At 60.7% G+C, this 24,469-nt stretch carries 21 protein-coding genes and 1 pseudogene; 9 read left to right on the top strand and 13 right to left on the bottom strand.

Going from position 1 to position 24,469, the window contains the following annotated elements:
- Positions 1 to 117 precede the first annotated feature (117 nt).
- Positions 118 to 1,176 carry a catalase family peroxidase gene (locus ACQKRQ_RS33905; protein WP_427481799.1) on the top strand — a complete coding sequence of 353 codons (1,059 nt, stop codon included), beginning with the start codon at positions 118 to 120 and terminating at the stop codon, positions 1,174 to 1,176.
- Positions 1,173 to 1,712, top strand: a complete 540-nt coding sequence (locus tag ACQKRQ_RS33900) for a cytochrome b (protein WP_408178546.1) — start codon at positions 1,173 to 1,175, stop codon at positions 1,710 to 1,712. The genes ACQKRQ_RS33905 and ACQKRQ_RS33900 overlap by 4 nt, the downstream gene beginning before the upstream one ends.
- Before the next feature lie 87 nt (positions 1,713 to 1,799).
- Here the strand turns inward: ACQKRQ_RS33900 and ACQKRQ_RS33895 are convergent, their stop codons facing one another.
- The 6 genes from ACQKRQ_RS33895 to ACQKRQ_RS33870 all read right to left on the bottom strand — a co-directional run bounded on the left by ACQKRQ_RS33895 (position 1,800) and on the right by ACQKRQ_RS33870 (position 7,805).
- On the bottom strand, positions 1,800 to 3,542 hold the full coding sequence (locus ACQKRQ_RS33895) for an ABC transporter substrate-binding protein (protein ID WP_132383831.1): 1,743 nt from the start codon (positions 3,540 to 3,542) through the stop codon (positions 1,800 to 1,802).
- A gap of 108 nt (positions 3,543 to 3,650) precedes the next feature.
- Positions 3,651 to 3,932 carry a DUF2160 domain-containing protein gene (locus ACQKRQ_RS33890; protein WP_132383829.1) on the bottom strand — a complete coding sequence of 94 codons (282 nt, stop codon included), beginning with the start codon at positions 3,930 to 3,932 and terminating at the stop codon, positions 3,651 to 3,653.
- The gene (locus ACQKRQ_RS33885) at positions 3,932 to 4,741 is read right to left on the bottom strand and encodes a carbohydrate ABC transporter permease (protein WP_132383827.1); all 810 of its coding nucleotides are present in this window, start codon (positions 4,739 to 4,741) and stop codon (positions 3,932 to 3,934) included. Before ACQKRQ_RS33885 ends, ACQKRQ_RS33890 begins: the two co-directional genes overlap by 1 nt.
- Entirely contained in the window at positions 4,731 to 5,627 is an 897-nt protein-coding gene (locus ACQKRQ_RS33880) for a carbohydrate ABC transporter permease (protein ID WP_132383825.1), read from the bottom strand. The genes ACQKRQ_RS33885 and ACQKRQ_RS33880 overlap by 11 nt, the downstream gene beginning before the upstream one ends.
- Positions 5,624 to 6,712, bottom strand: coding sequence for an ABC transporter ATP-binding protein (locus tag ACQKRQ_RS33875; protein WP_427481795.1), 1,089 nt, complete (start codon positions 6,710 to 6,712; stop codon positions 5,624 to 5,626). The genes ACQKRQ_RS33880 and ACQKRQ_RS33875 overlap by 4 nt, the downstream gene beginning before the upstream one ends.
- Entirely contained in the window at positions 6,699 to 7,805 is a 1,107-nt protein-coding gene (locus ACQKRQ_RS33870; RefSeq protein ID WP_408287088.1) for an ABC transporter ATP-binding protein, read from the bottom strand. The genes ACQKRQ_RS33875 and ACQKRQ_RS33870 overlap by 14 nt, the downstream gene beginning before the upstream one ends.
- A gap of 360 nt (positions 7,806 to 8,165) precedes the next feature.
- Here ACQKRQ_RS33870 and ACQKRQ_RS33865 point away from each other — a divergent pair, with 360 nt between their 5' ends.
- Positions 8,166 to 10,064: a S9 family peptidase gene (locus tag ACQKRQ_RS33865; RefSeq protein ID WP_427481793.1), complete on the top strand. Its 1,899-nt coding sequence runs from the start codon at positions 8,166 to 8,168 to the stop codon at positions 10,062 to 10,064.
- 45 nt (positions 10,065 to 10,109) lie between these two features.
- Here the strand turns inward: ACQKRQ_RS33865 and ACQKRQ_RS33860 are convergent, their stop codons facing one another.
- A complete protein-coding gene (locus ACQKRQ_RS33860) occupies positions 10,110 to 10,640 on the bottom strand; it encodes a MarR family winged helix-turn-helix transcriptional regulator (protein WP_132383817.1) in 531 nt (176 codons plus the stop codon).
- A 106-nt stretch (positions 10,641 to 10,746) separates the two neighbouring features.
- Here ACQKRQ_RS33860 and ACQKRQ_RS33855 point away from each other — a divergent pair, with 106 nt between their 5' ends.
- A complete protein-coding gene (locus ACQKRQ_RS33855; RefSeq protein ID WP_427481790.1) occupies positions 10,747 to 11,541 on the top strand; it encodes an SDR family NAD(P)-dependent oxidoreductase in 795 nt (264 codons plus the stop codon).
- Between the two features lie 98 nt (positions 11,542 to 11,639).
- Here the strand turns inward: ACQKRQ_RS33855 and ACQKRQ_RS33850 are convergent, their stop codons facing one another.
- From ACQKRQ_RS33850 to ACQKRQ_RS33835, 4 genes are all read right to left on the bottom strand, one after another.
- The gene (locus ACQKRQ_RS33850) at positions 11,640 to 12,554 is read right to left on the bottom strand and encodes an alpha/beta fold hydrolase (RefSeq protein ID WP_427481973.1); all 915 of its coding nucleotides are present in this window, start codon (positions 12,552 to 12,554) and stop codon (positions 11,640 to 11,642) included.
- Positions 12,555 to 12,615: 61 nt separating this feature from the next.
- Positions 12,616 to 14,028: an NAD(P)-binding protein gene (locus tag ACQKRQ_RS33845; protein WP_427481788.1), complete on the bottom strand. Its 1,413-nt coding sequence runs from the start codon at positions 14,026 to 14,028 to the stop codon at positions 12,616 to 12,618.
- 131 nt (positions 14,029 to 14,159) lie between these two features.
- Positions 14,160 to 14,876, bottom strand: coding sequence for a glutathione S-transferase C-terminal domain-containing protein (locus tag ACQKRQ_RS33840; RefSeq protein ID WP_427481786.1), 717 nt, complete (start codon positions 14,874 to 14,876; stop codon positions 14,160 to 14,162).
- 199 nt (positions 14,877 to 15,075) lie between these two features.
- Positions 15,076 to 16,098 (bottom strand): SGNH/GDSL hydrolase family protein, encoded by a 1,023-nt coding sequence (locus tag ACQKRQ_RS33835; protein WP_427481784.1) that lies wholly within the window; start codon positions 16,096 to 16,098, stop codon positions 15,076 to 15,078.
- 324 nt (positions 16,099 to 16,422) lie between these two features.
- Here ACQKRQ_RS33835 and ACQKRQ_RS33830 point away from each other — a divergent pair, with 324 nt between their 5' ends.
- The 4 genes and pseudogenes from ACQKRQ_RS33830 to ansB form a co-directional block, all read left to right on the top strand.
- Positions 16,423 to 17,337, top strand: a complete 915-nt coding sequence (locus tag ACQKRQ_RS33830; protein ID WP_427481782.1) for a LysR substrate-binding domain-containing protein — start codon at positions 16,423 to 16,425, stop codon at positions 17,335 to 17,337.
- A 181-nt stretch (positions 17,338 to 17,518) separates the two neighbouring features.
- A complete protein-coding gene (locus tag ACQKRQ_RS33825; protein WP_427481780.1) occupies positions 17,519 to 18,808 on the top strand; it encodes a dicarboxylate/amino acid:cation symporter in 1,290 nt (429 codons plus the stop codon).
- Entirely contained in the window at positions 18,805 to 20,304 is a 1,500-nt protein-coding gene (locus tag ACQKRQ_RS33820) for an aspartate/glutamate racemase family protein (RefSeq protein WP_427481778.1), read from the top strand. The genes ACQKRQ_RS33825 and ACQKRQ_RS33820 overlap by 4 nt, the downstream gene beginning before the upstream one ends.
- 230 nt (positions 20,305 to 20,534) lie before the next feature.
- A pseudogene (gene ansB / locus ACQKRQ_RS33815) lies at positions 20,535 to 21,032 on the top strand (L-asparaginase 2); the annotation flags it as partial.
- Between the two features lie 79 nt (positions 21,033 to 21,111).
- Here ansB and ACQKRQ_RS33810 read toward each other — a convergent pair.
- Together ACQKRQ_RS33810 and ACQKRQ_RS33805 are read right to left on the bottom strand one after the other, a co-directional pair.
- The gene (locus tag ACQKRQ_RS33810) at positions 21,112 to 21,699 is read right to left on the bottom strand and encodes a hypothetical protein (RefSeq protein ID WP_408178533.1); all 588 of its coding nucleotides are present in this window, start codon (positions 21,697 to 21,699) and stop codon (positions 21,112 to 21,114) included.
- A gap of 568 nt (positions 21,700 to 22,267) precedes the next feature.
- Positions 22,268 to 22,657: a hypothetical protein gene (locus tag ACQKRQ_RS33805; RefSeq protein ID WP_132383808.1), complete on the bottom strand. Its 390-nt coding sequence runs from the start codon at positions 22,655 to 22,657 to the stop codon at positions 22,268 to 22,270.
- Between the two features lie 465 nt (positions 22,658 to 23,122).
- Between ACQKRQ_RS33805 and oxlT the strand changes: the two genes are divergently transcribed.
- A complete protein-coding gene (gene oxlT / locus ACQKRQ_RS33800) occupies positions 23,123 to 24,454 on the top strand; it encodes an oxalate/formate MFS antiporter (RefSeq protein ID WP_408431357.1) in 1,332 nt (443 codons plus the stop codon).
- Positions 24,455 to 24,469 lie beyond the last annotated feature (15 nt).

Here is a 24,469-nt window from a genome sequence, read left to right as displayed (position 1 = left end):
CCTGGTGCCGACCGAACCCCGCCCTCCGCCCACCAAGCACACTCCACCAACCAATGGCACTATTGCCCCCACCCTGCTAGATTTCTACTCAGCCGAATCATTGATCGGGAGAGTTCGATGGCCGACAGACCGACTTCCAACGCCTCCACATTCCGTTCGCTGGTCCTGATTGCAATCGTCGTGATCGCGCTGGTCGCGGCCTTCGCCTTTACGGCCGGCTGGCTCTCGCCGGGGCGCCTGACGCCGGCGAAGATCGTCAATGGGCTGGCGCCGCCGGGCGGCGCAGCGCTCGGCTTCCGGCGCAATCACGCCAAGGGCATCTGCTTTACTGGCAGCTTCGAATCGAATGGCGGAGCTGCGGCCCTGTCCAAGGCGCCGATGTTCACGCCTGGCTCGTACCCGGTCACGGGACGTTTCAACCTCGCTACGGCGGATCCCAAAGCGCCGGACGCCACGGTCCGGGTGCGGGGCCTCAGCCTGCGCATCGTCGCGCCGAATGGAAGCGAATGGCGCACGGCGATGATCGACGCTCCCTTCTTCCCGGTCGCCACGCCGCAGGCGTTCTACGGTCTGCTTCAGGCCTCGGCCAACGAGAGCGATCCGGACGCCATGAAGAATTTTATCGCCGCGCACCCGGAGTTCGGCACGTTTGTCGGGTGGGCCGGCAGCGCGCCGTGGACGGCCTCGTACGCGCAGGACCGGTACAACAGCCTCAATAGCTTCATCTTCACCAATGCCGCGGGAGAAGACCAGGCCGTGCGCTGGTCCTTCGTGCCCACCGCGCAGCCTGAAGCGGTATCGCCTGACCAGTTGAAGGCGAAAGGCGCCGACTTCCTCGCCGCGGATATCACGCAGCGGGTGCAAAGCGCGCCGCAACGCTGGACATTGGTCGTCACGGTCGCCAATCCCGGCGACCCGACCGCTGACCCCAGCAAAGCCTGGCCGGAAGATCGGCGCAAGGTAGACGCGGGGACGCTGGTGGTCAACGCCATCGAGCCCGAGGCCAACGGGCCGTGTCGCGATCTCAACTTCGATCCCACCGTCCTGCCATCGGGCATGCACGTCTCGGACGATCCGTTTCCGGCCGCGCGCTCCGCCGCCTATTCCGTATCGTTCAACCGGCGGACCGCCGAGGATAAGGACTATCCGCGCCATCCGGGAGGAGCCACGCCATGAGCCCGATCCACGATCGCTTCACACCGCTGCAACGCGCGCTTCACTGGCTCATGGCGATTTGCATTCTGGCGATGCTGTTCATCGGCGTCGGGATGGTGTCCACTGTTCGCCCGGATTATCTTTCTCTGGTGTCCATCCACAAGCCGCTGGGCATCGTGATTCTCGTGCTGGCGTTGATTCGGCTGGTGGTGAGGTTAACGCGGGGCGCCCCGCCGCTGCCGGCGTCGATGCCGGAACCGATGAAACTCGCCGCGCGCCTGTCGCATCTGGCGTTCTACTTACTGATGATCGGGCTTCCGCTGATCGGATGGGGCATGCTGTCGGCCGCGGATTATCCGGTCGTGGTGTTCGGAATGCATTTGCCGTCCATCCTGCCGCATAGCAACGGTTTGCACACGCTGCTGTGGAACGCGCATAGGACGCTCGCGCTGTGCTTCTTCGCGCTGATCGTGCTGCACCTGGCGGCGGCGCTTCTGCATGCGCTAGTGAGACGTGACGGTGTGTTCGAAGCGATGGCGCCCTGGTCGAAACGGTGAGATGTACGCCTCCCAAGATTGAAACGATGCGGGCGACCTGAACAGGCCGCCCGCATCAAACCCTCTCGTGTTACCGCATCGCCACCTTTACCGCACCTTCCCCTGTTTCCACGCAGTCAGCAGTTGGTCGTACTTGACCGTTTCGCCTTTCGGCTTCTCGTTTGCCAGCTTCTTCCACGGTGCGTGCTGATCCGACAGCCATTTCGCCGGATCGCTTTCCGGATTCAACTCCGGCGCGCAAACCTTCATCCCCGCGCGCTGCAAACGGGCCAGCACCTGGTCCATTTCCTTCGCCAGATTGTCCATTGCGGCTTGCGGCGTCTTTTCGCCGGCGACGGCCGTCGCGACGTTCTTCCACCACAGTTGCGCCATCTTCGGATAATCGGGCACATTGTTGCCGGTCGGCGTCCAGGCGACGCGCGCCGGACTTCTATAGAACTCGATCAGTCCGCCGTACTTGTCCGCGTTCTTCGTAAAGTAGTCGCTATGGATATCGGAATCGCGGATGAACGTGAGACCGGTAATCGACTTCTTCAGCGAGACGGTTTTGGACGTGACGAACTGCGCGTATAACCACGCGGCGGCACGCTGGTTCGGCGGCGTCGACTTGAAGAAGGTCCACGAACCGACGTCCTGGTAGCCGTTCTGCATGCCGTCCTTCCAGTACGGACCGTGCGGCGATGGCGCCATCCGCCACTTCGGCGTGCCATCCGCGTTGGTCACGTTGCCGGGTTTCAGCATCGAAGCGGTGAATGCGCTGTACCAGAAGATCTGCTGGGCGATCTTGCCTTGCGCCGGTACCGGTCCCGCTTCGTTGAACGTCATGCCCGAGGCTTCGGGCGGCGCGAACTTCTTCAGCCAGTCGATGTATTTGGTGGTCGCGAACACCGCGGCTGGACTATTCGTGCCGCCGCCGCGCGAGACCGACGCGCCCACCGCATGGCAGCCGTCCGGCGTGACGCGCACGCCCCATTCGTCGACCGGCATGCCGTTCGGAATGCCCTTGTCGGCTTCGCCCGCCATCGACAGCCACGCATCGGTAAAGCGCCATCCCAACGACGGGTCTTTCTTGCCGTAGTCCATGTGCCCATAGACTTTTTCGCCGTCAATGTTCTTGACGTCGTTCGTGAAGAATTCGGCAATGTCTTCATACGCGGACCAGTTCACCGGCACGCCGAGATCGTATCCGTACTTCGCCTTGAACTTGTCCTGCAGATCCTTGCGCGCGAACCAGTCGGCGCGGAACCAATACAGGTTCGCGAACTGCTGGTCGGGCAACTGATAGAGCTTCTTGTCCGGCGCGGTCGTGAAACTGGTGCCGATAAAGTCCTTGATGTCGAGACCAGGGTTCGTGTACTGCTTGCCTTCGCCGGCCATATAGTCGGACAGCGGCATGATCACGCCATAGCGGTAATGCGTGCCAATCAGATCGGAATCGGAAATCCAGCCGTCGTAAATGCTCTGACCGGATTGCATCGAGGTCTGCAGTTTTTCGACGACGTCGCCTTCCTGGATGATGTCGTGCTTGACGGAAATGCCGGTGATTTCGGTGAACGCTTTGGCGAGCGTTTTCGATTCATACATGTGCGTGTCGAGTGTTTCGGACACCACATGCACCTCTTTGACGCCGGCCGACTTCAGCGTCGCTGCGGTATCGATGAACCACTTCATCTCGTCCATCTGCTGCTGCTTCGACAGCGTGCTCGGCTGGAACTCGCTGTCGACCCACTTCTGCGCTTCGGGCGTGCCGGCGATCGCTGCGTGGCTCGTCAAGCCAGTCGCGACGACCCCTGCCACGGCGAGCGTGACGATTCGTCTCCTCTGTTGCATGGCTTTCTCCTGTGTCTCCGCACCCCTTGGATCAACTGCCGAGGTCCGCCCGGGGCATCAACGGAACCGGTCTGTCCAGATACGCAAACCTTCAGGACGCAATGCTGTTCATCCTTTCCACATGACAATCAGCAGCACGAGCATCGATGCCGCGAAACCGGGCCACGCGCTCGCGCGTTCCGCGCTGATGCCGATCCACGCGAGATTGATGTACGCCGCAATCAGCAGTCCGATAAAGAGCCGGTCGCCACGCGTGGTGCCGATCGGCAGAAAGCCTTTGCGTTCGACCGTGGGCGAGCGGATTTCCCACACAGTCATACCCGCCAGCATCACCACGACGCAGCCGAAAAAGACCGCCACTTCCGGTGTCCAATACATCCACGTCAGCATCAGACTCTCCCCATCGCAAAGCCCTTCGCGATGTAGTTCCGCACGAAATAGATGACGAGCGCGCCGGGCACGATGGTCAGCACGCCCGCCGCCGACAGCACGCCCCAATCCATCCCCGCCGCCGATACCGTGCGCGTCATCACGGCGGCAATCGGCTTGGCGTTGACGGTGGTGAGCGTACGCGCGAGCAGGAGTTCGACCCAGCTGAACATGAAGCAGAAGAACGCGGTCACGCCCACTCCCGACTTGATCAGCGGCAGGAAAATCTTGATGAAGAAGGCCGGGAACGTATAGCCGTCGATGTAGGCGGTTTCGTCGATTTCGCGCGGCACGCCCGACATGAAACCTTCGAGAATCCACACCGCGAGCGGCACGTTGAACAGCATGTGCGCGAGCGCGACCGCGATATACGTGTCCATCAAACCCACGCTCGAATACAGCTGGAAGAACGGCAACAGGAACACCGCGGGCGGCGTCATCCGGTTGGTGAGCAGCCAGAAGAACATGTGCTTGTCACCGAGAAACCGATAACGCGAGAACGCGTACGCGGCGGGCAGTGCGACCAGCACCGACATCACCGTGTTCATCAGCACGTAGATGATCGAGTTGATATAGCCCCAGTACCAGGACGAATCGGTGAAGATGACCTTGTAGTTGTCGAGCGTCACGTGATGCGGCCAGATCGCGAACGCCGACATCGTCTCTTCGTTCGTGCGCAGCGAGATCGACAGCATCCAGTAGAGCGGAATCAGCGCGAACAGGATGTACACCGTCAGCACGACGACGCGCATCCAGCGGTTATTGCGCATAGTCGTCTCCCGTGGTTGCCGGGCCGCCTTTACCCACGCGCTCCATCCAGTTGTAGAGAATGAAACACAGCAACAGGATGATCAGGAAGTAGATCAGCGAAAACGCCGCCGCCGGACCGAGGTCGAATTGGCCGACCGCTTTTTGCGTCAGGTATTGCGACAGGAACGTGGTCGAATCGCCTGGGCCGCCGCCCGTCAGCACGAACGGCTCGGTATAGATCATGAAGCTGTCCATGAAGCGCAGCAGCACGGCGATCATCAACACGCCGCGCATCTTCGGCAGCTCGATATAGCGGAATACGGCGAAGCGGCTTGCGCCGTCGATTTCGGCGGCCTGATAGAACGCGTCTGGAATCGCGCGCAAGCCTGCATAACAGAGCAGCGCGACGAGCGGTGTCCAATGCCAGATGTCCATTACGAGCACCGTGATCCACGCGGCGCCGGGACTGGCCGTGTAGTTATATTCGATGCCCGCGTGATTGAGGGCATAACCGAGTAGACCGATATCCGGCCGCCCGAAAATCTGCCAGATCGTGCCGACCACGTTCCACGGAATCAGCAGCGGCATGGCCAGCACGACCAGCGACGCCGACGCACGCCAGCCGGATGCGGGCATCGCCAGCGCAAGGCCGACGCCGAGCGGAATCTCGAACAGCAGCACGCAGGCGGAGAAGATAATCTGCCGCCCGAGCGCGCCGCGCAGGTCGTCGTCGTTGATGATTGCGCGAAACCATTCGGTGCCGACGAACACATGCTGCGTCGGGCTGATGATGTCCTGCACCGAATAGTTGACCACCGTCATAAGCGGCAAGATGGCGGAAAACGCGACGCAGATGAACACCGGTACGACCAGCAGCCAAGCCTTCTGGTTGACGGGCTTGTTCATCGCGTGATCCTTTCATCGTTGCTGAAGAACACGGTTTCCGCTGTGGCGAGCTTCAACCAGACCGCGCCTTCGTCGACGCGTAGATGCGGTTCGACCTTGGCCCTGAAGACGTGGCCATCGCATTGCGCGGTGACCAGTTGGTAATTGCCGAGTTGCTGCACACGCAGCAGGTGTGCTTTCACCGCACCGGGTTCACCATCGCTCACCACACGCACGAACTCCGGGCGAATGCCGAGCGTCAGCGTGCCGTTGGCGTGCTTCAGCGTTTCGAGCGTAGGCGAGTCGAGTTGCAAGTGCTGTGTGCCGATCTTGATGCCGTCGGCGTTCAGCTCGATCGGGCAGAGATTCATCCCCGGACTACCGATGAAGTAGCCGACGAACGCATGATCGGGTCGCAAAAACAACGCACCCGGATCACCCTTCTGCACGACGCGGCCGTTCGTCATCACCACGACTTCATCCGCGAAGGTCAGCGCCTCGACCTGATCGTGCGTCACGTAGATCAGCGTCAGCTTCAGTTGCTGATGAATCTTCTTCAACTGGCGACGGAGGATCCACTTCATATGCGGATCGATGACGGTCAGCGGTTCATCGAACAGGATCGCGGCGACGTCCTTGCGCACGAGGCCGCGTCCCAGCGAGATTTTCTGCTTCGCATCCGCCGACAGATTGTTCGCCTTGCGCGGCAATTCGCGCGTCATGTCGAGAATTTCCGCAACTTCGTGAACGCGCTGTTTCACGTCGCGTGCCGACATTTTCCGGTTGCGCAGCGGGAACGCGAGGTTGTCGAACACGCTCATCGTGTCGTAGATCACCGGGAACTGGAACACTTGCGCGATGTTGCGCTCGCGCGGGCTCTTCGCTGTGATGTCGCTTCCGTCGAACAACACCTTCCCTTCCGACGGCGTCACGAGCCCGGATACGATGTTCAACAGCGTGGACTTGCCGCAACCCGACGGCCCGAGCAACGCATACGCGCCGCCGTCTTCCCAGACCATGCTCATCGGTTGCAACGCGTAGTCGTCGAGCGTGGCGGGGTTGGGGGCGTAAGCGTGCGCGAGATTCTGGAACTCAATGCGCGCCATGAGCGGCCTCCGGGCCAGACACCAGCGTCGTGTCCGCGCCGAACACAAACAGTTCGTCGGGGTCGATGTACACGTCGAGTTCCGTACCGAGATCGATCTGATGCACGCCTTGCAGTTGCGCGACCAGATCGATGCCGCCTTGCCGCGTGTGCAGATGCAGGTAGGTTTCGGAGCCGCTCAATTCGGCCAGTTCGAGCCGGCATGGCACGGCAACGGAGCGCTGCGTCCGAGGCGCGAGTCGCAGATGGCCGGGCCGCACGCCGATGCGGAACGTTTCGTTCGCGCTGACAGCGCGCGCGCTGGCCCGACCGAGCGGCACGTCGATGCCGATCGGCAGGCGCGCGGTGCCCTCGGGGGTGAGATCGCTGGCGAGCATGTTCATCGGCGGGTCGTTGAAGACGGCCGCGACGTCGATATTGGCGGGCGCGTTGTACACATCGAGCGTCGGGCCGTGCTGCAGCACACGCCCCTTGTCGACGATCGCCGTGTAGCCGCCGAGCAGCAGCGCTTCGAGCGGTTCGGTCGTCGCGTAGACGACGGTGGTTTTGCCGTCCGCGAACAACGTCGCCAGTTCGACGCGCAATTCCTCGCGCAGCTTGTAGTCGAGATTGACAAGCGGTTCGTCCAGCAACACCAGCGACGAGCGCTTGACCAGCGCCCGCGCCAGCGCGCAACGCTGCTGCTGGCCGCCGGACAGTTCGCCCGGACGCCGTTGCAGCAGGTGATCGATATGGAGTTTGGCGGCGACTTCGTGGACGCGCCTTTTGACTTCGTCGGCGGCCGTCTTTTGCAGCTTCAGCGGCGACGCGATGTTGTCGAACACCGTCATGGCCGGATAGTTGATGAACTGCTGATAGACCATTGCGAGGTTGCGCTGCCTGACGCTGACGCCGGTCACGTCGTTGCCGTCGGCCAACACCCGGCCCGAAGCCGGGCGGTCGAGTCCGGCCATCACGCGCATCAGGGTGGTCTTGCCTGCTTGCGTCGGTCCAAGCAACACGTTGATCGCGCCGGGGACAAGCCGCAGATCGACGCCGTACAGGTGCGTCTGAGCGCCCGAAACGACTGTCACCCGCTCCAGTTCCAAGACCAAATCGCTCTCCTTTGTTCTAGTGCGTCTCCGGTGCTGCGGGTGCCTTTTTGTACGTCTTGGGGCGAACGGCAAAGCGCGCCCCTTTTTCTGAAAGGAAATCAAAACAACAGATTCGATGTTCCTTTTTGTTCGTTTACGTTTAAATCGGTGTTAACCATACAATCGGTCGACAATGAAGTTCTCTGGCGTTTACCGTATCGAGAACGATGGCTTTCGTTGAATATTTTATTTCACACCAATCGTAATCTGGGTGTCAGCGTAACAGAATGGCAATCAGTCTGACGGATTGCCTGCTTGCGCCGCGCGAATAAGACGCAGGTTTGATGCGCATGGTCAAATGGGGCTTTTGGGGAGAAATGCATGAGTGCCGTCAACGATCAGGAAGCCGGTGACCGGACCGTCAAGCTCTATTCAGTACGCGACTTTTTCCGCAGGCCCGAGAAACACCAGTTCACGATTTCGCCGGACGGCCGGCATCTCTCGTTTCTGACTCGGCACGCGGGCCGCCAGAACATCTTCGTTCAGGAAATCGGCCTCGATGGCTCGCCGCTTGGGGATGCGCAGGCGCTGACCAACGAATCCGAACGCGACGTGCCGGGGCACGCCTGGAAAGGCAACGACCGCATTCTGTTCGTCAAGGACTTTGGCGGCGACGAAAACTTTCACGTGTTGTCGGTGCCGATCCACGGCGGCGAGCCGGTCGACCTGACCCCGTTCGACGGCGTCAAAGCGAGCATCGTCGACGATCTCAGGGACGATGACCGTCATATCCTGATTCAGATGAACCGGCGCGATCCGCAGGTGTTCGACGTGTTCCGCGTCGACGTCGTCACCGGCGCGTTCACCCCGATCGCTGAAAACCCCGGCAACATCATGGGTTGGATGACCGATCACGCCGGGTGCCTGCGCGTCGCGACCGCCTCCGACGGCGTCAACACGACCCTGCTCTATCGCGATACCGAGACCGAACCGTTCCGCCCGATCCTGACGACGAACTTTCGCGAAACGGTGTCGCCGCTGTTCTTCACCTTCGACGATCAGCGTTTGTACGTGCTCTCCAATCGAGGCCGGGACAAGACGGCCATCTTCGAGTTCGACCCGCAAACCGCGCAGGAAGGCGAACTGCTGTTCGAAACCGAACACGTGGATGTGAGCGGACTGGCTTATTCAAAACACCGGCGCGTGTTGACGGCCGCGTGGTATGTCGATGACCGCATGCATCGGCACTTCTTCGACGAATGGGCTCGCTCGATCCACGAGGACCTGGGTCGTCAGTTGCCCGGTCAGGAAATCGCGGTCACGAGCATCACACGCGACGAGTCGCGCGCGATCGTGCACGCTTCGAGCGACCTTTCGCCGGGCTCGATCTGGACATACGACATCGCCAGCCGTCATCTTTCCAGGCTCACTGAGCTCATGCCCTGGCTCGACACCGCGGACATGGCGCGCATGGAACCGATCCGCTTCGTCGCGCGCGACGGTCTGCAGATCAACGGATATTTGACATTGCCCGCGGGCATCGAACGCGGGCAAAAGCCGAAAAGCCCGCTCCCATTGATCGTCAATCCGCACGGCGGACCTTGGGCGCGCGATTCGTGGGGCTTCAACTCCGAAGCGCAATTGCTCGCCAATCGCGGGTATGCGGTCTTGCAGCTGAACTTCCGTGGCTCGACGGGCTATGGACGCGCGTTCTGGGAGGCGAGCTTCGGGCAATGGGGCAAGTCGATGCAAAACGACATCGACGACGGTATCGACTGGCTCGTCGCGCAAGGTCTGGCCGACCCGGCGCGCGTGGGCATTTATGGCGCGAGCTACGGCGGCTATGCCGTGCTCGCCGGCGTCGCATTCACACCCGATCGCTACGCGGCTGCCGTCGATTATGTCGGCGTCTCGAATCTGTTCACGCTACTCGAATCGTTGCCACCGTATTGGAAGCCGATGCTCGACATGATGTACGAGATGATCGGCAACCCGCAAACCGAAATGGGCAAGCAGGCGCTGCACGATGCATCGCCGCTATTCTTTGTGGAGCGAATCGTGACGCCGCTATTTGTCGCGCAAGGTGCGAACGATCCGCGAGTCAAGCAAGCCGAGAGCGACCAGATCGTGCACGCGCTGCGCGAGCGTGGGATCGACGTCAAGTACATGCTCAAAGACAACGAAGGGCACGGCTTCCGAAACGAAGAGAATCAGTTCGAATTCTACGAAGCCATGGAAGCCTTCCTCGCGCAGCACTTGGGCGGCCGCTCGGCGGCGTAGCGCCGAAGGATCAGCACCGGCCGGTAGTCGACACCGGCCGGGAAGCTATTCCCCGTGATAGGCCGCGAGAAACTCGTCGGACGCCACCTCGTCCGCGAGCGCCCGCAGCGTTGCGGCCGAGTCGCGGCCCAACACGTCTTCCACGCGATTATTCGCTTCAGCCCACAGCACCAATGCCTCCGAGAGGCGCTTCTTGCCAAGACGGGTAAGCACGCCGTGCTTTGTCCGCCTGTCTTCGGCGTCCTGGCGCAATTCCACCAGTCCGTCCCGTACCAGCGGCCTTAGCGCATGCGTTAGAGCCGAAATCTGGATGGCCAGCCGAGCCGCCAGGTCCTGCAAGGTCGGTCCCTGTTCACTGCCGCTGGCGGAGAAGCGTTCAATTTCCGCTATCAGGCCGATCTGGGTGGCTTTGAGGTCGAGCGGCGCCAGCGCCTCGTCATATAACTGGCCCAGTCTGCGCGCGGCGCGCCGCAACGCCGTGTTCGTACACGCGAGTTCGCCGAGGATATCCCGCTCATCAGTAGCTGGCCGATCCAGATCGTCTGGGTTCGCCAGTGAATCAATTTTCTTTCCCATACGCATAGGATGGTTGAGTACTGCACTGTTGACAAGAGGGCGACGTCCGGTTATATACTTGAGCCCTCAATCATTATAGTTGAGTACCAAACTAACGGAGTCACACATGACCAGTTCACGGAAAGTTGCTGTTGTCACCGGAGCGTCGTCCGGTATTGGGGCTGTCTACGCCGACCGCCTTGCCGCTCGCGGCTATGATCTCGTCCTTGTCGCACGGCGCGCCGATCGCCTGGAAGCGCTCGCTGCGAAGGTATCCGCAGCGCACGGTGCCAAGGTCGAGTCGATTGTTGCGGACCTGACGAATGACGCTGATCTGGCGCGGGTCGAGAAAGTTCTCGCCACCGATCCGGCCGTGCGCGTTCTGATCAACAACGCAGGTCTCGCGCGACTGCGGCCGGTCGGGCAATCCTCCGCGGAGGACACGCGCTCGCAGATCGCGCTCAACATCACGGCCCTCACCCGGCTGACGCAGGCCGCCGTGCCGGCATTCGTGTCGAGAAACGAGGGCGTCATCGTCAATATCGCTTCCGTGCTGGCGATCCACTCAATGCCCGTCAGCGCCGTCTATAGCGGTACCAAAGCGTTCGTTCTGCAATACAGCCGTGGACTCCAGCAGGAACTCGCGGAGACCGGCGTGAAGGTGCAGCTCGTCCTTCCAGCATCGACCGCAACCGAAATCTGGGACGAATCCGGCATCCCACTTTCGGCGCTGCAGAAAGAGTCGGTGATGACGACAGAGAACCTGGTCGATGCGGCTTTGTCCGGATTCGATCAGGGCGAAACCGTCACGTGGCCGTCGGTGGCCGACGCGAGTCTGTGGGATACCTACGACACTGCGCGCTCGGCATTGTTTGCCGCAACGCAGGTCGGCAAGCCGGCCCCGCGCTACAAAATCGGTTGATTGTCTTCGAGAGCGCAAGGGGCTTCTGACCAGCGTCTTTCGCCGCGGCTGCGAGAGCGCTGGCCAACCCGGCAGCAATTCTCTGGGACCATGCCGATTTACAGTCCTCTCAAGAACGCAACTAGCAGGTCGTTCACTTCGGCCGACCGTTCGCGCTGAATCCAGTGGCCCGCTCCATCGAGAATATGGGAACCACGCAATCCGGGCAGCACGCGCGTCAGATTCTCGATGCGAGCCTGCGAGCCCGGAAACTTGAGAACATCGTCTCTCGCACCCGCCACGAACATCGAAGGCTGCCGGATCACGGCCCCTCGCCATGCGGCCATCAGTTCCGACGAGCGTCGAATGCCACGGTACCAGTTCAGTCCGCCTCTAAAGCCCGTGCGCGCGAACTCGCCTGCCACATAGGCGATCTCTTCGCTGCTCAGCCAGCCTGGCAGCGTCTCGGGGTCAACCGTGCTGTCGAGAAAACCTGCACCGGGCGCCAGTATCCCTGCCACGACGCGCTCGGGTCCATCGCCCGACATGCTGAACGTGATCCGTCGAATCGCGGCTTCGGGGTCGGCCTCGAACTCGCTCTCGGCCACACCGGGCGTCTGAAAATACTGCATATAGAATGTTCGTATTCCTTGACGATCCAGTGCACTGAGCAAATCCTCCCGCGCAGGCGGATAAAACGGCACGCTCATGCCGACAACGGCACGGAACAGATCCGGCCGCATCATCGCCGCGTTCCAGGCCACCGGCGCACCCCAATCATGGCCGACGATCACCGCCTCGCTCTCACCCAACACGTTGACGAGTTCGACCATGTCGCCGACGAGATGCAGCATGGTGTACGACTCCGCATCCGGCGGCGCATCGGTGCCGCCATAGCCGCGCATATCCGGCGCGACGGCACGGAACCCCGCGGCGGAGAGCGCCGCCAACTGGTGTCGCCAGGAGTACCAGGACTCCGGAAAGCCATGACATAGCAGCACAAGCGGACCGCTGCCCTCGCTGGCTACACGCATGCGCAGTGCTCCCACCTGCAGCGTCTCGAGGCGAAGTTCGTCCAAGGTCTGCTCCATGAGGTCAGTTTAGAGTAGCAAGCAACGCTGGCAGCCTGGCGGCGGCCGCTGCGGCCTTGGCCCCGCTCTCCTGCAACAAGGCGAGCTTGGCGGTGTCGTCGGGCCGCATGCCACGCATGATCGCGTTCTGGCTGTTCAGCCGGCATTGCGACAGCCAGGCGTTCAAACCCGCGTTCTGCCGCCAGCTCGTCATGTTGGCAAGGGTCACCGCCCACATGCGTAGCCAGTCGATCGGATGCTCGGGGCTGGGCACGAGGCGGCACAGCGCGTTCTGCTCGGCCGGATCCGCGACATGGCTCTCGACATACGCAATCAGCGCGGCGCTGAACACCGGTTGGCACCAGCGCACCATCAGCAGATTGATCTGGTCGCCGTCGAATATAGGCAGCGCGGGCGGCATCTGGATCGCGCGGGCGGAACAGTCGATGTAGAGCGTATCGGGATCGGCAGGTAGCGAGCCTCCATCGAGCGTGATCTGCGTCGACTGCACCGATTGCAGATGACCGAGGCGCACGATGTCTTCAATGCGCCGGAGTTGTTCCAATTCCGCTTGAGAAATGATGGCGCATCGGTACATGCTGGGTTCGACTGTCTTGTCGATGCGCACGAGCAGGCCGCGCTGCTCCAGCCTGGCAAATAGATCGGGGATCGAAGTCGCCTCGGCAATGGCTTCGAACTGACCGATGGTGCTGCCGATCGTCCGCTCCAGATTCTCCGCGCCGGGCTGCGTGTTGGCGCGGTCCAGCAGCCACGCATCGCGCGGCATGATCCAGCGGATACGTGACGGCGCCACTCCGTTTTGCAGCAGCCAGAGGCAGGCATCCATTCCGGTTTTACCGGAACCGACCACCGTATAGCAGGCATGCGGACCTTGTATGTCGGGTAGCCGGTTCAACGGAATGCAATTCACGTCTGCTGCAACCGTGTACTTGGGAGGATGCGTCGACGGCACTTCTGTCCGCGCATGAGTGGCGTTCACGAGTTTCCTGCGCGCAACGACTTGCCGCTCGTCGCCATTCATCAACGACTTGAAGTGATGCGTGCCGCCGACGCCCGCGCTGTATTCGCTCATTGGAAACCATTGAACGCGGCCCGAGGGCAAGAAGCGCTGCCGCATCACCTGGTCGAAATGGCTCAGCACTTCCGCGCCGCTCGCCAACTCGTACATGCCTATGTTCAGGCCAGTCTCGTCTTTGGTCCAGGTGCTCAGCTCGCGCGAGTTCACGCCGTAGAAGGCGGACGGCTGGTGCAGACCCACGAATGGATAAGCGTCGTTCCAGTGACCGCCGGGACGATGGTGTCTGTCGACCATCACCACGTGGGCATCGGTCTCGCTGAGCAGCGTATCGACGAAGGCCATGGCAGTCGCGCCCGCGCCGATGACGAGGTAGTCGGTTTCGACCGGTTGAGTGTCCATTGTCTCTCGCTCCCGATGCGTTCTACGGCGGCAACGCATTGCCGATGAAACATGTCGGTGCCGTATGTAAGCGCTCCAGCGAATCAATAAACCTTAATCGACCATTTTGCCGAGTTGCCCATTCGCCCACCTCAAGGGGATACCCGCACACGTAGCTCGATGTTGATCCGCTCATGAATGGCCTCGCAATGACGAACGAGCGCGGGACGCGAGAGCACGTACTGTTTCAGCGGCGTGTCGATCTCGTAGAAGTAGATATTGGCGACAAAGCCATAGATCGCCGCGTCGACGGTGGCAGGCTCGGGTCCAAAAACAAATCCGTCGTCGCCGAGCAGATCCGCCACGACACGCAGATCGTCGATACCTCTCGCATAGACCTGCTCCGGCTCATAGCGGCCAATGCCTTGATAGTGATACCGCAACCGGTTGTATTCGCGCGCGACTTCGAGATCGCTCGCGCTCACGTCTGCGTGCGTTGCGAGAATGGCGTCGCGGAAAGACGGCCAGAAGCGGTCGTCGCGCCAGCGTGAAAAGCTCATCGGCCAGTACAGGTCGTCGAGCGTTCGCCGGACCAGAAAGTCGAGATTCAATTGCCCCGGCGAGAGCGCGTGGTCGATGCCTGGATCGTATCGACGCTTCAAATGCGCGATGATCCGGTCGCTATCGCCAATCGTTTCTTCGCCATCGACCAGATACGGTAACTGTCCGCGCGGTGCAACGCTCGTGTCGAGGATGTGACGATGCTCGAAATCCATCCCGCACAGACGCATGAACGCGAATACCTTGAGACCGAAGGGATTGTTGTCGGCGACGCCAAACAGGTCGGGATACGAATACAGCGTCAGCATGCGGCGCTCCTCGCCAGGGGCCGTCACTCTACGCGGAAGCCGCTACTGCGGCGCGCGGAAGTAAGCGGGTACGATGCTCCCAAGCTTACTCGACTCGCGGCTGAACGTCATGTAATCGGCGTGTGCGTCTCGTGCGCGCGCGAAGACGATATCGACCTGATCGGCTTTTTTTCCAGGCGCCGTACACAAGCTCCCGAACTCAGTGACCCAGACCGCTCTTGGCGAGTTGCTGCTCCACGAACTGGGCGAACAGTGAATGCAAATGTGTCGTCGGATGAAGGTCGTCGGCGAACATGTACGTTTGGTCCGCGTTAGAGCTCACGTACGTAGGCGGCGAGCACAGCAAGGACGTATTATTGGGCGTTTTCTTGGGGTCGCAGGCCTGTGCCGTGTTCGACACGGTGAAGCCATTGGCCTGAAAGTTCGCGATGATCCCGTTCAACCACGTATAGGCATCGATCTGGATGACTTTCGCTTGCAGGCCACCGGTCTGCAACGCGGTGTTCAGGGTATCGTTGAACAGTTGCGATAACTGGGTCAAGTTGGCCCCGCCATCGGACGACGTGATGCCGTCCGGCGAGAGTCCGACATTCGGAAGATTGACAACCACGACGTGCACACCGCCGTTCTGGACGATCTGCCCGATTATCTGAGCGAGGGTGTTGGCCGCCGTCTGCACGGTCGGCGCCGCAGCCGGCAGCGGCCCGGCGCGAAGCACGTCGTTCGCGCCCGCCCAGACGAGCACCAGTTGATTGGCGTTAAAGCTGCTGTGCGCGGCCAGATAGCTCGAAACCTGCTGATTGACAGGCATTTCGACGTTGCCGATCACCGCAGTCAGAAAATCGGATTGGTTTGCCGGCGTCGCTACCGTGGCACCGCCTTCCGCATAACCGAGGCCGCCCTGCGCAGTGAGCTTATGCGTAATGTCGATCGTGTATGCGGCCTTTAGCGTGTCGCCGTAGTACTGCGCGACGTTCTGAGTCCACACTTGTCCGGGATTCGTCGTGAAACGCCCGCCGCCGACCGCGCTTGCGAGCGGCGCGTAGGTGCCGACGTCGGAAAGACTGTCGCCGAACGAGACGATTTGCAGATTGATGCCGCCTGCCGGTGTGGCTGCGCTGCCGCTATTGTTCGAGCCGCCTCCGTGCCCGCCACACGCCGCGAGCAGTGAGATCGCCACGGCAAAAATTGCAGCGCGTACCTTGTCATTTATTCCATGCATCGCAGCGTCTCCCTAACCAGCCGGAGAGCTGCGGCCGCTTTGCGGCTTAACCGCGCGTCGCTCTCCCGATAAGCACTCCATTCAAGCAAAAAGCGTGCGCTGTTGCAGTTGGCGTTGCCGGGTTGTCATGCACGCTCTCGAGAGAGGCGGACGACATGAAGCAGTTACGGGGAGTACGACCGTCGTCAATTAAAGGATTCCATATCAATTCAGCGCCAGGATTTTCCGCATGTGCCTCATGACTTATCGGACACATCTGCCAGCGTAGAATCACACACTCACTTCGAAACACGCGCTCCCTATTACACACAAAACGGTTCCGACATGGAAATCAAGTGGATCGAGGACTTCATCGCACTCTCCCAGTATCAAAGCTTCTCGCGCGCGGCGGAGTTCCGCAATGTCACGCAGTCAGGGTTCAGCAGGCGCATTCAGTCACTTGAGCAGTGGGTGGGCGCGGACCTGATCGACCGCAGCAGTTTCCCTCCGACGCTGACGCCAGCCGGGCAACTGTTTCGTGAGGCGGCGGTCGACATATTGGGCAAGCTGTTCGATACGCGAGCCATCATTCGCATCGATCAACGCATGGCCGGCAAAGGCTTGCAGATTGCAGCGGGCCATACGATCGCGCTGAGTTTCCTGCCCGCCTGGTTGAAGGCGCTGACGGCACGTTTCGGTGAGGTCCGTGCCCGCGTGATACCCACTAATGTCCACGACTCCATTCTGATGCTCGTGAACGGCAACTGCGAACTGATGTTCGCCTATCATCACCCGGAACTTCCCCTTCATCTCGACCCGATCAGGTATGAGCATGTCACCGTCGGCGTCGATGTACTGCTGCCAGTCTGCCGGCCAAATCCGCGTGGTGCGCCCATCTTCCGGTTGCCGGGAACAGCGGCCCGTCCATTGCCGTTGATTTCGTATACAGAAACCAGCTATTTCGGCCGCTGCCTTGCACTGCTTTTGAGCCGGGTCGACACGACGCCGGCTTTGCGGCCTCACTACGAGTCCGATATGGCGGAGGTCCTCAAGAAACTGGTCCTGGAAGGCGAAGGAGTCGCGTGGCTTCCCAAAAGCTCGATCGTCACCGAACTCGACTCGGGCGAGCTGGTGCTCGCGGGACGCGACGCATGGAATCTTGAAGTCGAACTTCGCGCCTACCGTGATGCGTCGAATCGCAATGAGTTTCTCGACACGCTCTGGCGCCACCTTCGCGCCGCGTCACCTGCGGTCGATTAGGGGTTATCCCGCGTTATGCGAGTTTCGCATATCCCCATGCAGGACCCGCATCGAGTCTTTTTCGATCATCTCTATCATCCGTCCATACACAGAAACGTCGCGTCGCTAACGACGTTTTTGCCTCCTGCAAGCGTACTGCGGTCACGTCTGACCCTTGTGCGCATCCCTCGGACTGATGGAAATGAAAAACCGCCTAACTTTCTATATTGTGGTCGGCATGGCGCTCGGCGTGATTGTCGGCTACGTGTGCCACCGGAGCGCCGCCGGTGCCGCGGAAGCGAAGACCATCGCCGGTTACTTCTCGATCATCACCGATATCTTCTTGCGGCTCGTGAAGATGATCATCGCGCCGCTCGTCTTCGCCACGCTGGTGTCCGGTCTCGCCGGCATGGAAGGGACGGGCGACGTGCGCAGAATCGGGCTCAGGTCGGTGGGATGGTTCGTGTGCGCCTCGCTGTTCTCGCTCGCGCTCGGACTCGTCCTTGCGAACGCGCTGCAACCCGGCGCGGGACTGCATATGACGCAGACCAGTTCCGATGTGGCCACTGGCCTCAACACCGCGGGTCTGAACTTCAAGGACTTCGTCACGCATGCGTTTCCCTCCAGCATCATCGATGCGATGGCTCGAAATGACATCCTGCAAATCCTCGTCTTTTCGGTCCTGTTCGGCGTCGTCCTGAGCGCCATCAAAAAGGACCCGCGTGTCACACCGCTGATCGCCGCCATCGATGCGCTCGTACCCACCATGCTGAAGCTGACCGACTATGTGATGCGGCTCGCTCCCATCGGTGTTTTCGGCGCCCTGGCATCCGCGATTACGGTGAACGGCCTGGATGTGCTGGCCACGTACGGCAAGCTCGTCGGCAGCTTCTATCTCGGTCTTGTCACGCTGTGGATCGTCCTCATCCTCGTCGGTCATGTCTTTCTGGGCAAGTCGATCTGGAAATTGCTAAAAGCCGTCCGGGAACCCGCCATGCTCGCCTTCTCGACTGCGAGCAGCGAGGCCGCTTATCCGCGTCTGACCGAGAAGCTCGAAGCGTTCGGTATCGACAAGAAAGTCGTCGGCTTTACGTTGCCGCTTGGCTACGCGTTCAATCTCGATGGCTCGATGATGTACCAGGCGTTTGCCGCGATTTTCATTGCGCAGGCGTTCGGCATCGACATGCCGCTCAGCGCGCAAATCATGATGTTGCTGGTCCTGATGTTGAGCAGCAAGGGAATGGCCGGCGTCGCAAGAGGTTCCGTGGTGGTGGTCGCCGCTGTTGCGCCGATGTTTCACCTGCCCCCGTCCGGCGTGGTGCTGATCCTCGCTATCGATCAGATTCTCGATATGGGGCGAACCGCCACGAACGTGATTGGCAACAGCATCGCGACGGCCGTTATTGCGAAGTGGGAAGCGAAGCGGGCCGTCAAGCAGTTCGCCGATGGTGACGGCGTTGCCTTGGGCCAACTGCAAGGCGAGACGAAATGATCAGCGCAAGCGTGCTGAGCGGGAAGAAGTTCGGCGTGGTGGGCGGACTGGGCCCACTGGCGAGTGCCGACGTCTTTTTCAAGCTCGTCAAATCGACGCCCGCGTCGAGCGATGCGGAACACGTCGACGTCATCTTCGAACAGCATCCCTTTGGCGGCGCGGTCACGGGTAGCGAAGCGACGACTCAGCGCAAGCTGTACATCTTCGACATGATGAGCAGTTTCGAGAAGCGAGGCGTGACGACCGTCGTACTCCCGTGCTTTCTCAGTCATACGTTCATCGATGAGTTGAAGGCTAACTCGCCCCTGCAGATTGTCGACATGGTCGAAGCCGTGCGCAGCCATGTTCGCAGAAAATTTCCCACTGCGCGGCGAATCGGCGTGCTGACCTCGGACTACACCCGTCGAAAAGGATTGTTTGAGAAGTATTTCGCGGCACCGGAATTTGAAATCATTCATCACCGTCCACGTGACGGCGTCGACCTCATCACCGAAGCGGTCTACGGCGCGAACGGCGTCAAGAGCGGAAACCTGTCCGGCCGGCCCGTTGCGCTTCTGCGCGAGGCGTGCGAGGACCTCATTGCGCAAGGCGCCAATATCATTGTGCCGGGCATGACCGAGGTCGCACTCGTGGCCGGGGAAATGGGTGCTTTCCGAGTGCCACTGATCGATTCGAATCTTGCCTATGCGCAGTACGTGATAGCGGGCGATTACGGTTCGCCCGAATCAATCTTCAAGGTGGGCGTGGTGGGTGGGGTTGGGCCCGCGGCTACCGTGGACTTCATGCAGAAGATCGTACGCAACACACCGGCGAATCGCGACCAGGACCATATCAGGCTTCTGATTGAACAGAATCCCGAGATTCCCGATCGCACGGAAAACCTGATCGGTGACGGGCCCGACCCGACTATTTCGCTTTACGCGACCTGCAAGAAGCTCGAGTCGGGCGACGCGGACCTCATCGCTATTCCGTGTAACACCGCGCATGCATTTGTTGAACGCATTCAGCCGTATCTCGGCATACCAATCGTCAATATGTTGACGGTGACGGTCCGCCATCTCCGCGAGACGTTTCCGCTGCTTCGTTCCGTCGGCGTGCTGGCAACTTCGGGCACGATCGCAAGCGGCGTCTACGAGAAGGCTCTTGAATCAGGAGGATTGCAGCAAATCGTGCCTCGCGCGGATTTGCAGGCGCGGGTGATGGAAGCGATCTACGGCAAGGAAGGCGTGAAGGCGGGATTTACCACCGGACAGTGCCTGAACGATGTCTGCGCCGCCATTGACGGGCTCATTGCGGAAGGCGTCGAAGTGATCATCCTGGGATGCACCGAGTTGCCGCTTTTATTGCCGCAGAAGAGTTTCGTCGGCGCGACCGGCATGCACGTCAGTCTGGTCGATCCGACCGATATCCTGGCACAGCAATGCGTGGCCCTGGCAACGGCGGCCGCGGAACGGCCCACTACCCGATCGGAACACTCACCCGGTCAAATTCGCTGACTAACGCGACATACCAACGAACACAGTAGACGCCTGTAGAAAGTAGTACTGCCTGATGACGTCGACATGAGACGTCTTTCTTTGCGCTGTTAAATCCTTATAGGACACTGGACATGAACATCAAGACTACCCTTCAACAGGCTGCCTGTCTGCGTAAGTCGAGCACAACGCTAGCCGCTGTGCTTCTGGTATGCGCTGGTTCCTTGTACGGCAACAGCGTTTGGGCTGCCAACACGACAGCCGTGCAGACTTTTGCCTCGCCGAACGCGGGTGTGATCGGCTATGTCGATCCGGCCAGCATTCGATTCGTCGCGCCCGCGCCTGCTCTTGCCTCAACACGCGATACCCTTGGCTTGCCGGCAAATGGCCGTCTACCGCGTGTGGAAATCGTCTATGCGCACAGCAACATGGACGGAGCGCAGATCGATCACGCTATTGCCGATGGAGCCAAAGGTATCGTGCTGGCGGGCGAAGGCGATGGCGATGCATCCAAGGAGGCGCTGGCAGCCCTCGACCGGGCGGCGAAAAAGGGCATCGTGGTTGTCCGCTCGACGCGCGTGATGTCGAGGTTCGTCAACAGAAACGTGGAAGTCGAGGACGACAAGCGCGGTTTCGTCGTCTCGCTCGATCTGAATCCACAAAAGGCGCGCTTGCTCACCCAGTTGCTGATCGCGAACGGTACGACCAATCCCGCCAAAGTCCAACAGGCGTTCTCCGGCACGTTTTGACGGGGTGCGCGGCACGAGTCAATCTTGGACGGCCAAGCGGCCGTCTTCGATTGGCGAGCCGTGACAGCCGATCCGCTCGTTAGTCTCGCGCCCTGTCGATTGCGCTGACAGCCAACTCCCGCGCAAGGTCCGCGTACAGTTCGGCCCACTTGCCTATCAAACTGGGATCGTCGGTCAGGAAAAGCGGGTGTTCGGCCCAGGCGCTGACGTCCGCACCTTTCCAGGCCATTTCGAATATCCGCAACTCCTCATCCTCGCTGACGCCGACGTCGACCAGTTCGCCGAACGAGGCGAGGTTGGACAGCGACACCTCATGGGCCGCAATGCCGTGGATAGCACCCAGCGCGCCGGTCGCCCGCTTTCGCGCATCGTCGCGGCCACCGGCAAACAGGAACACGATGCTTTCGTCGTGCGCGTTGTTGAATACCGCCCGATACAGCGAGGTTTTGCAGCGATGGCTCAGTTGCGTGCCCATGGTTGCCCCCGGTTCCGAAAACTGTTCGTCGTTTTGCTCCGCCGCCTGGGTCCCGCTGATTGGCGTCTCCAAACGCTGCTGCCGGTCGCGGTATCTGTCGCTGCTCCAGTACAGGTAAATACCGCACACGACCAGGCAGGCCACCGCGAGAATCCCGACGCCCCCAAGTATCGCCAGATCCGCATGCGCCATTTCAGGCCTCCTCTAGTCTCGCGCGTGCCTCGCCCGCCATTTGCTGGACCATGCCGGCACGCCATCTATCAGAATACGGCGGCCCCGCTCGACTTTTTAAACCGTCCCACGTGGGCGGCGAAGAATCGGTCCGCTCGCACCGCCGGCGTGGCCATGATCCGCGAGCGTAGGGACGATGCTTCGAGTATCTGATGGGAGTTGTTATTGATCAACAGAGCACACCTCTCTATTGACCAATCGGCCCCGCTATAGGACGCTATTAGGCTGATGGCAGTGCACCGGACGGCTGTCACGCCCGCTCCGATCTTCCGAAACTGCGCCTCCGCATACGCCGGGCCCAGGTCGCGGCAACAAAGTCCGGCGGCTCCTTTTGCAGTCAGCCGCGATGAAGTCGACAAATGCGCGACCCGCCAGACGGGTGGCTCGGTCACCGGCCTCGTCTACGATGTAAAGACAGGCCATATCGAAACGGTCGTTCCTTCTGCACCGCTACGGCCCGACTCGGCTCAATAAACGTCAACAAAGCTCGGCCGCATGCGCAAGCTCTCGCGCATACCGTCCACCGCATCTACACACCTGCCAGCGCCGGCAGATCCACCTCATACGAAACGCGTTCGCGCCAGCTACTCATCTCTGGCTGATGAACCACGCGACTCTGACGTGGCGCGCTTTCGACACGTCTCGGCAATGGCGCCGGATAACGCGCACGTTTCTTCTCCAGAATGGCCTGGCTCAAAAACTCAGCGCTATAGGCTTTTAACAAGTGCGCATGATGCGCTTCGATATAAGCGGCAATCTGCGCCTGTTCGCCTTCGATCATGGCCAGTAATGCCAGCGTCTGCGCATCCCAACGAAAGCGCAGGCCGAGTTCGTCGAAAGCGGCGTTATAGGCGCACAGCTGCGCCCGGATTTCGGCATGGTGCGCGCTGTCGCCAGCGTCGAATTGCAAGGGGTTCATGGTCGTCTCCATCAGGCAGGTGGCATGACCAAAGAGTAGAAGAGCCCATGAATAAACAATAGTTAAAGTTTTTTCGAAAAACGATAGTGCTTTGTTTATATATTGGTTTACCCCAAGTAGCCTCAGCAGCCAGATCCGCGCACTTAAACAGTGGGGCGTCGCCCTCAATCAAGCCATGGCTAAGGGCGACAGTCCATCCATTAGGAATACCTAATGCAAACCATAAAATGTTTTAACTTTTACTTATTACTGTTCTCGCGCAGCATCCCCTCAGACGCGCTGCACGACCTATTGCCTCTCACCCGGCGGTTTTTGCGTTTGACGGGTAAGGGTTTTCGTTAGTGCAGCTCCCTCTGGCCGACCATTGGCGCCTCGTTGCCCGCAAACTTAGCGGCGATGAAGCGGTTCGATCACGTAGGTCCAACGCGCCGCTTGAGCGCGACGGAATATACAGGAGACGGAGACATGGGCTATTCCAGTGCATCGGAAAGAGGCCGTACTGCATTCACGCATCACCGCTGGGTGCAACTCGCGATCGGCATTGTGTGCATGGGACTCGTGGCGAACCTGCAATATGCGTGGACGCTGTTCGTCGTACCGATGGACAACGCCCACCATTGGGGACAAGCGGCGATCCAGACCGCGTTCACGATCTTCATCGTCACCGAAACCTGGCTCGTGCCCGTCGAAGGCTGGCTCGTCGATAAGTTCGGGCCGCGCCCGGTCGTAATCGGCGGCTCGCTGTGCGCGGCGCTCGGCTGGATCATCGACGCGCATGCAAGTAGTCTCGCCGCGCTGTACGTCGCGGCAGTCATCGCCGGGATCGGCGCGGGCTGCGTGTACGGCACCTGCGTCGGCACGGCGCTCAAATGGTTTCCGGACAAGCGCGGTCTCGCGGCTGGTTTGACCGCGGCAGGTTTTGGCGCCGGCGCGGCCGTCACCGTGATTCCGATCGCCGACATGATCCAGCGTTCCGGCTACCAGCACACGTTCATGTTCTTCGGCATTTTCCAGGGCGTCTGCATTCTCCTGCTCGCCACCATGCTGATCCGGCCGAAGCCGCCCGCAACCGCTGTGGCCGCTAAACGCATCGTCGCTAGCAAGATCGACTACACGCCAGGCGAGATGATCCGTTCGCCGCTCTTCTGGGTGCTGTATCTGATGTTCGTATTCGTCGCGGCCGGCGGCATCATCGCGACCGCGCAGCTCGGGCCGATTGCGAAGGAATACGGCTTTGCCAAGCTGCCTGTGAATCTGATGGGCGTCACGCTGCCGCTCCTCACGATGACACTGTCTATCGACAACCTGTGCAACGGCTTCACCCGTCCCTTGTGCGGCTTTCTGTCGGACCGCATCGGCCGGGAAAACACGATGTTCATGATCTTTCTCGGCGAAGGCGTCGCACTGCTAGGACTCATGCAGTTCGGCCATAACCCGTACGCCTTCATGTTCTTCGCGGCCGCCGTGTTCCTGTGCTGGGGCGAAATCTTCTCGATCTTCCCGGCGACCTGCGCGGACACGTTCGGCAGCAAGTACGCCGCAGCCAACGCGGGAACGCTTTACACCGCGAAGGGCACGGCATCGATGCTGGTACCGCTTGCATCGGTGCTGTCGGTGAACGGCGGATGGAGCACGGTGTTCATCTCGGCCGCCGTGGTGTCGATCGCGGCAGCCGTGTCCGCAAAGTTCATCCTCGCCCCCATGAGAAAGCGCTGGATCGAAAACTCAGGCGCGCCGACCAGCGTGGTCATCGCTGAGGCAAGGCTGCAGCCGTCGTCCGGCGGCACGCCCGATTGACTGACCACGTGAGCG

Origin of the sequence: Paraburkholderia sp. NPDC080076, assembly GCF_050281145.1 — a bacterium.
Classification (GTDB): Bacteria; Pseudomonadota; Gammaproteobacteria; order Burkholderiales; family Burkholderiaceae; genus Paraburkholderia.
This window is presented reverse-complemented; position numbering and strand designations above follow the sequence as displayed.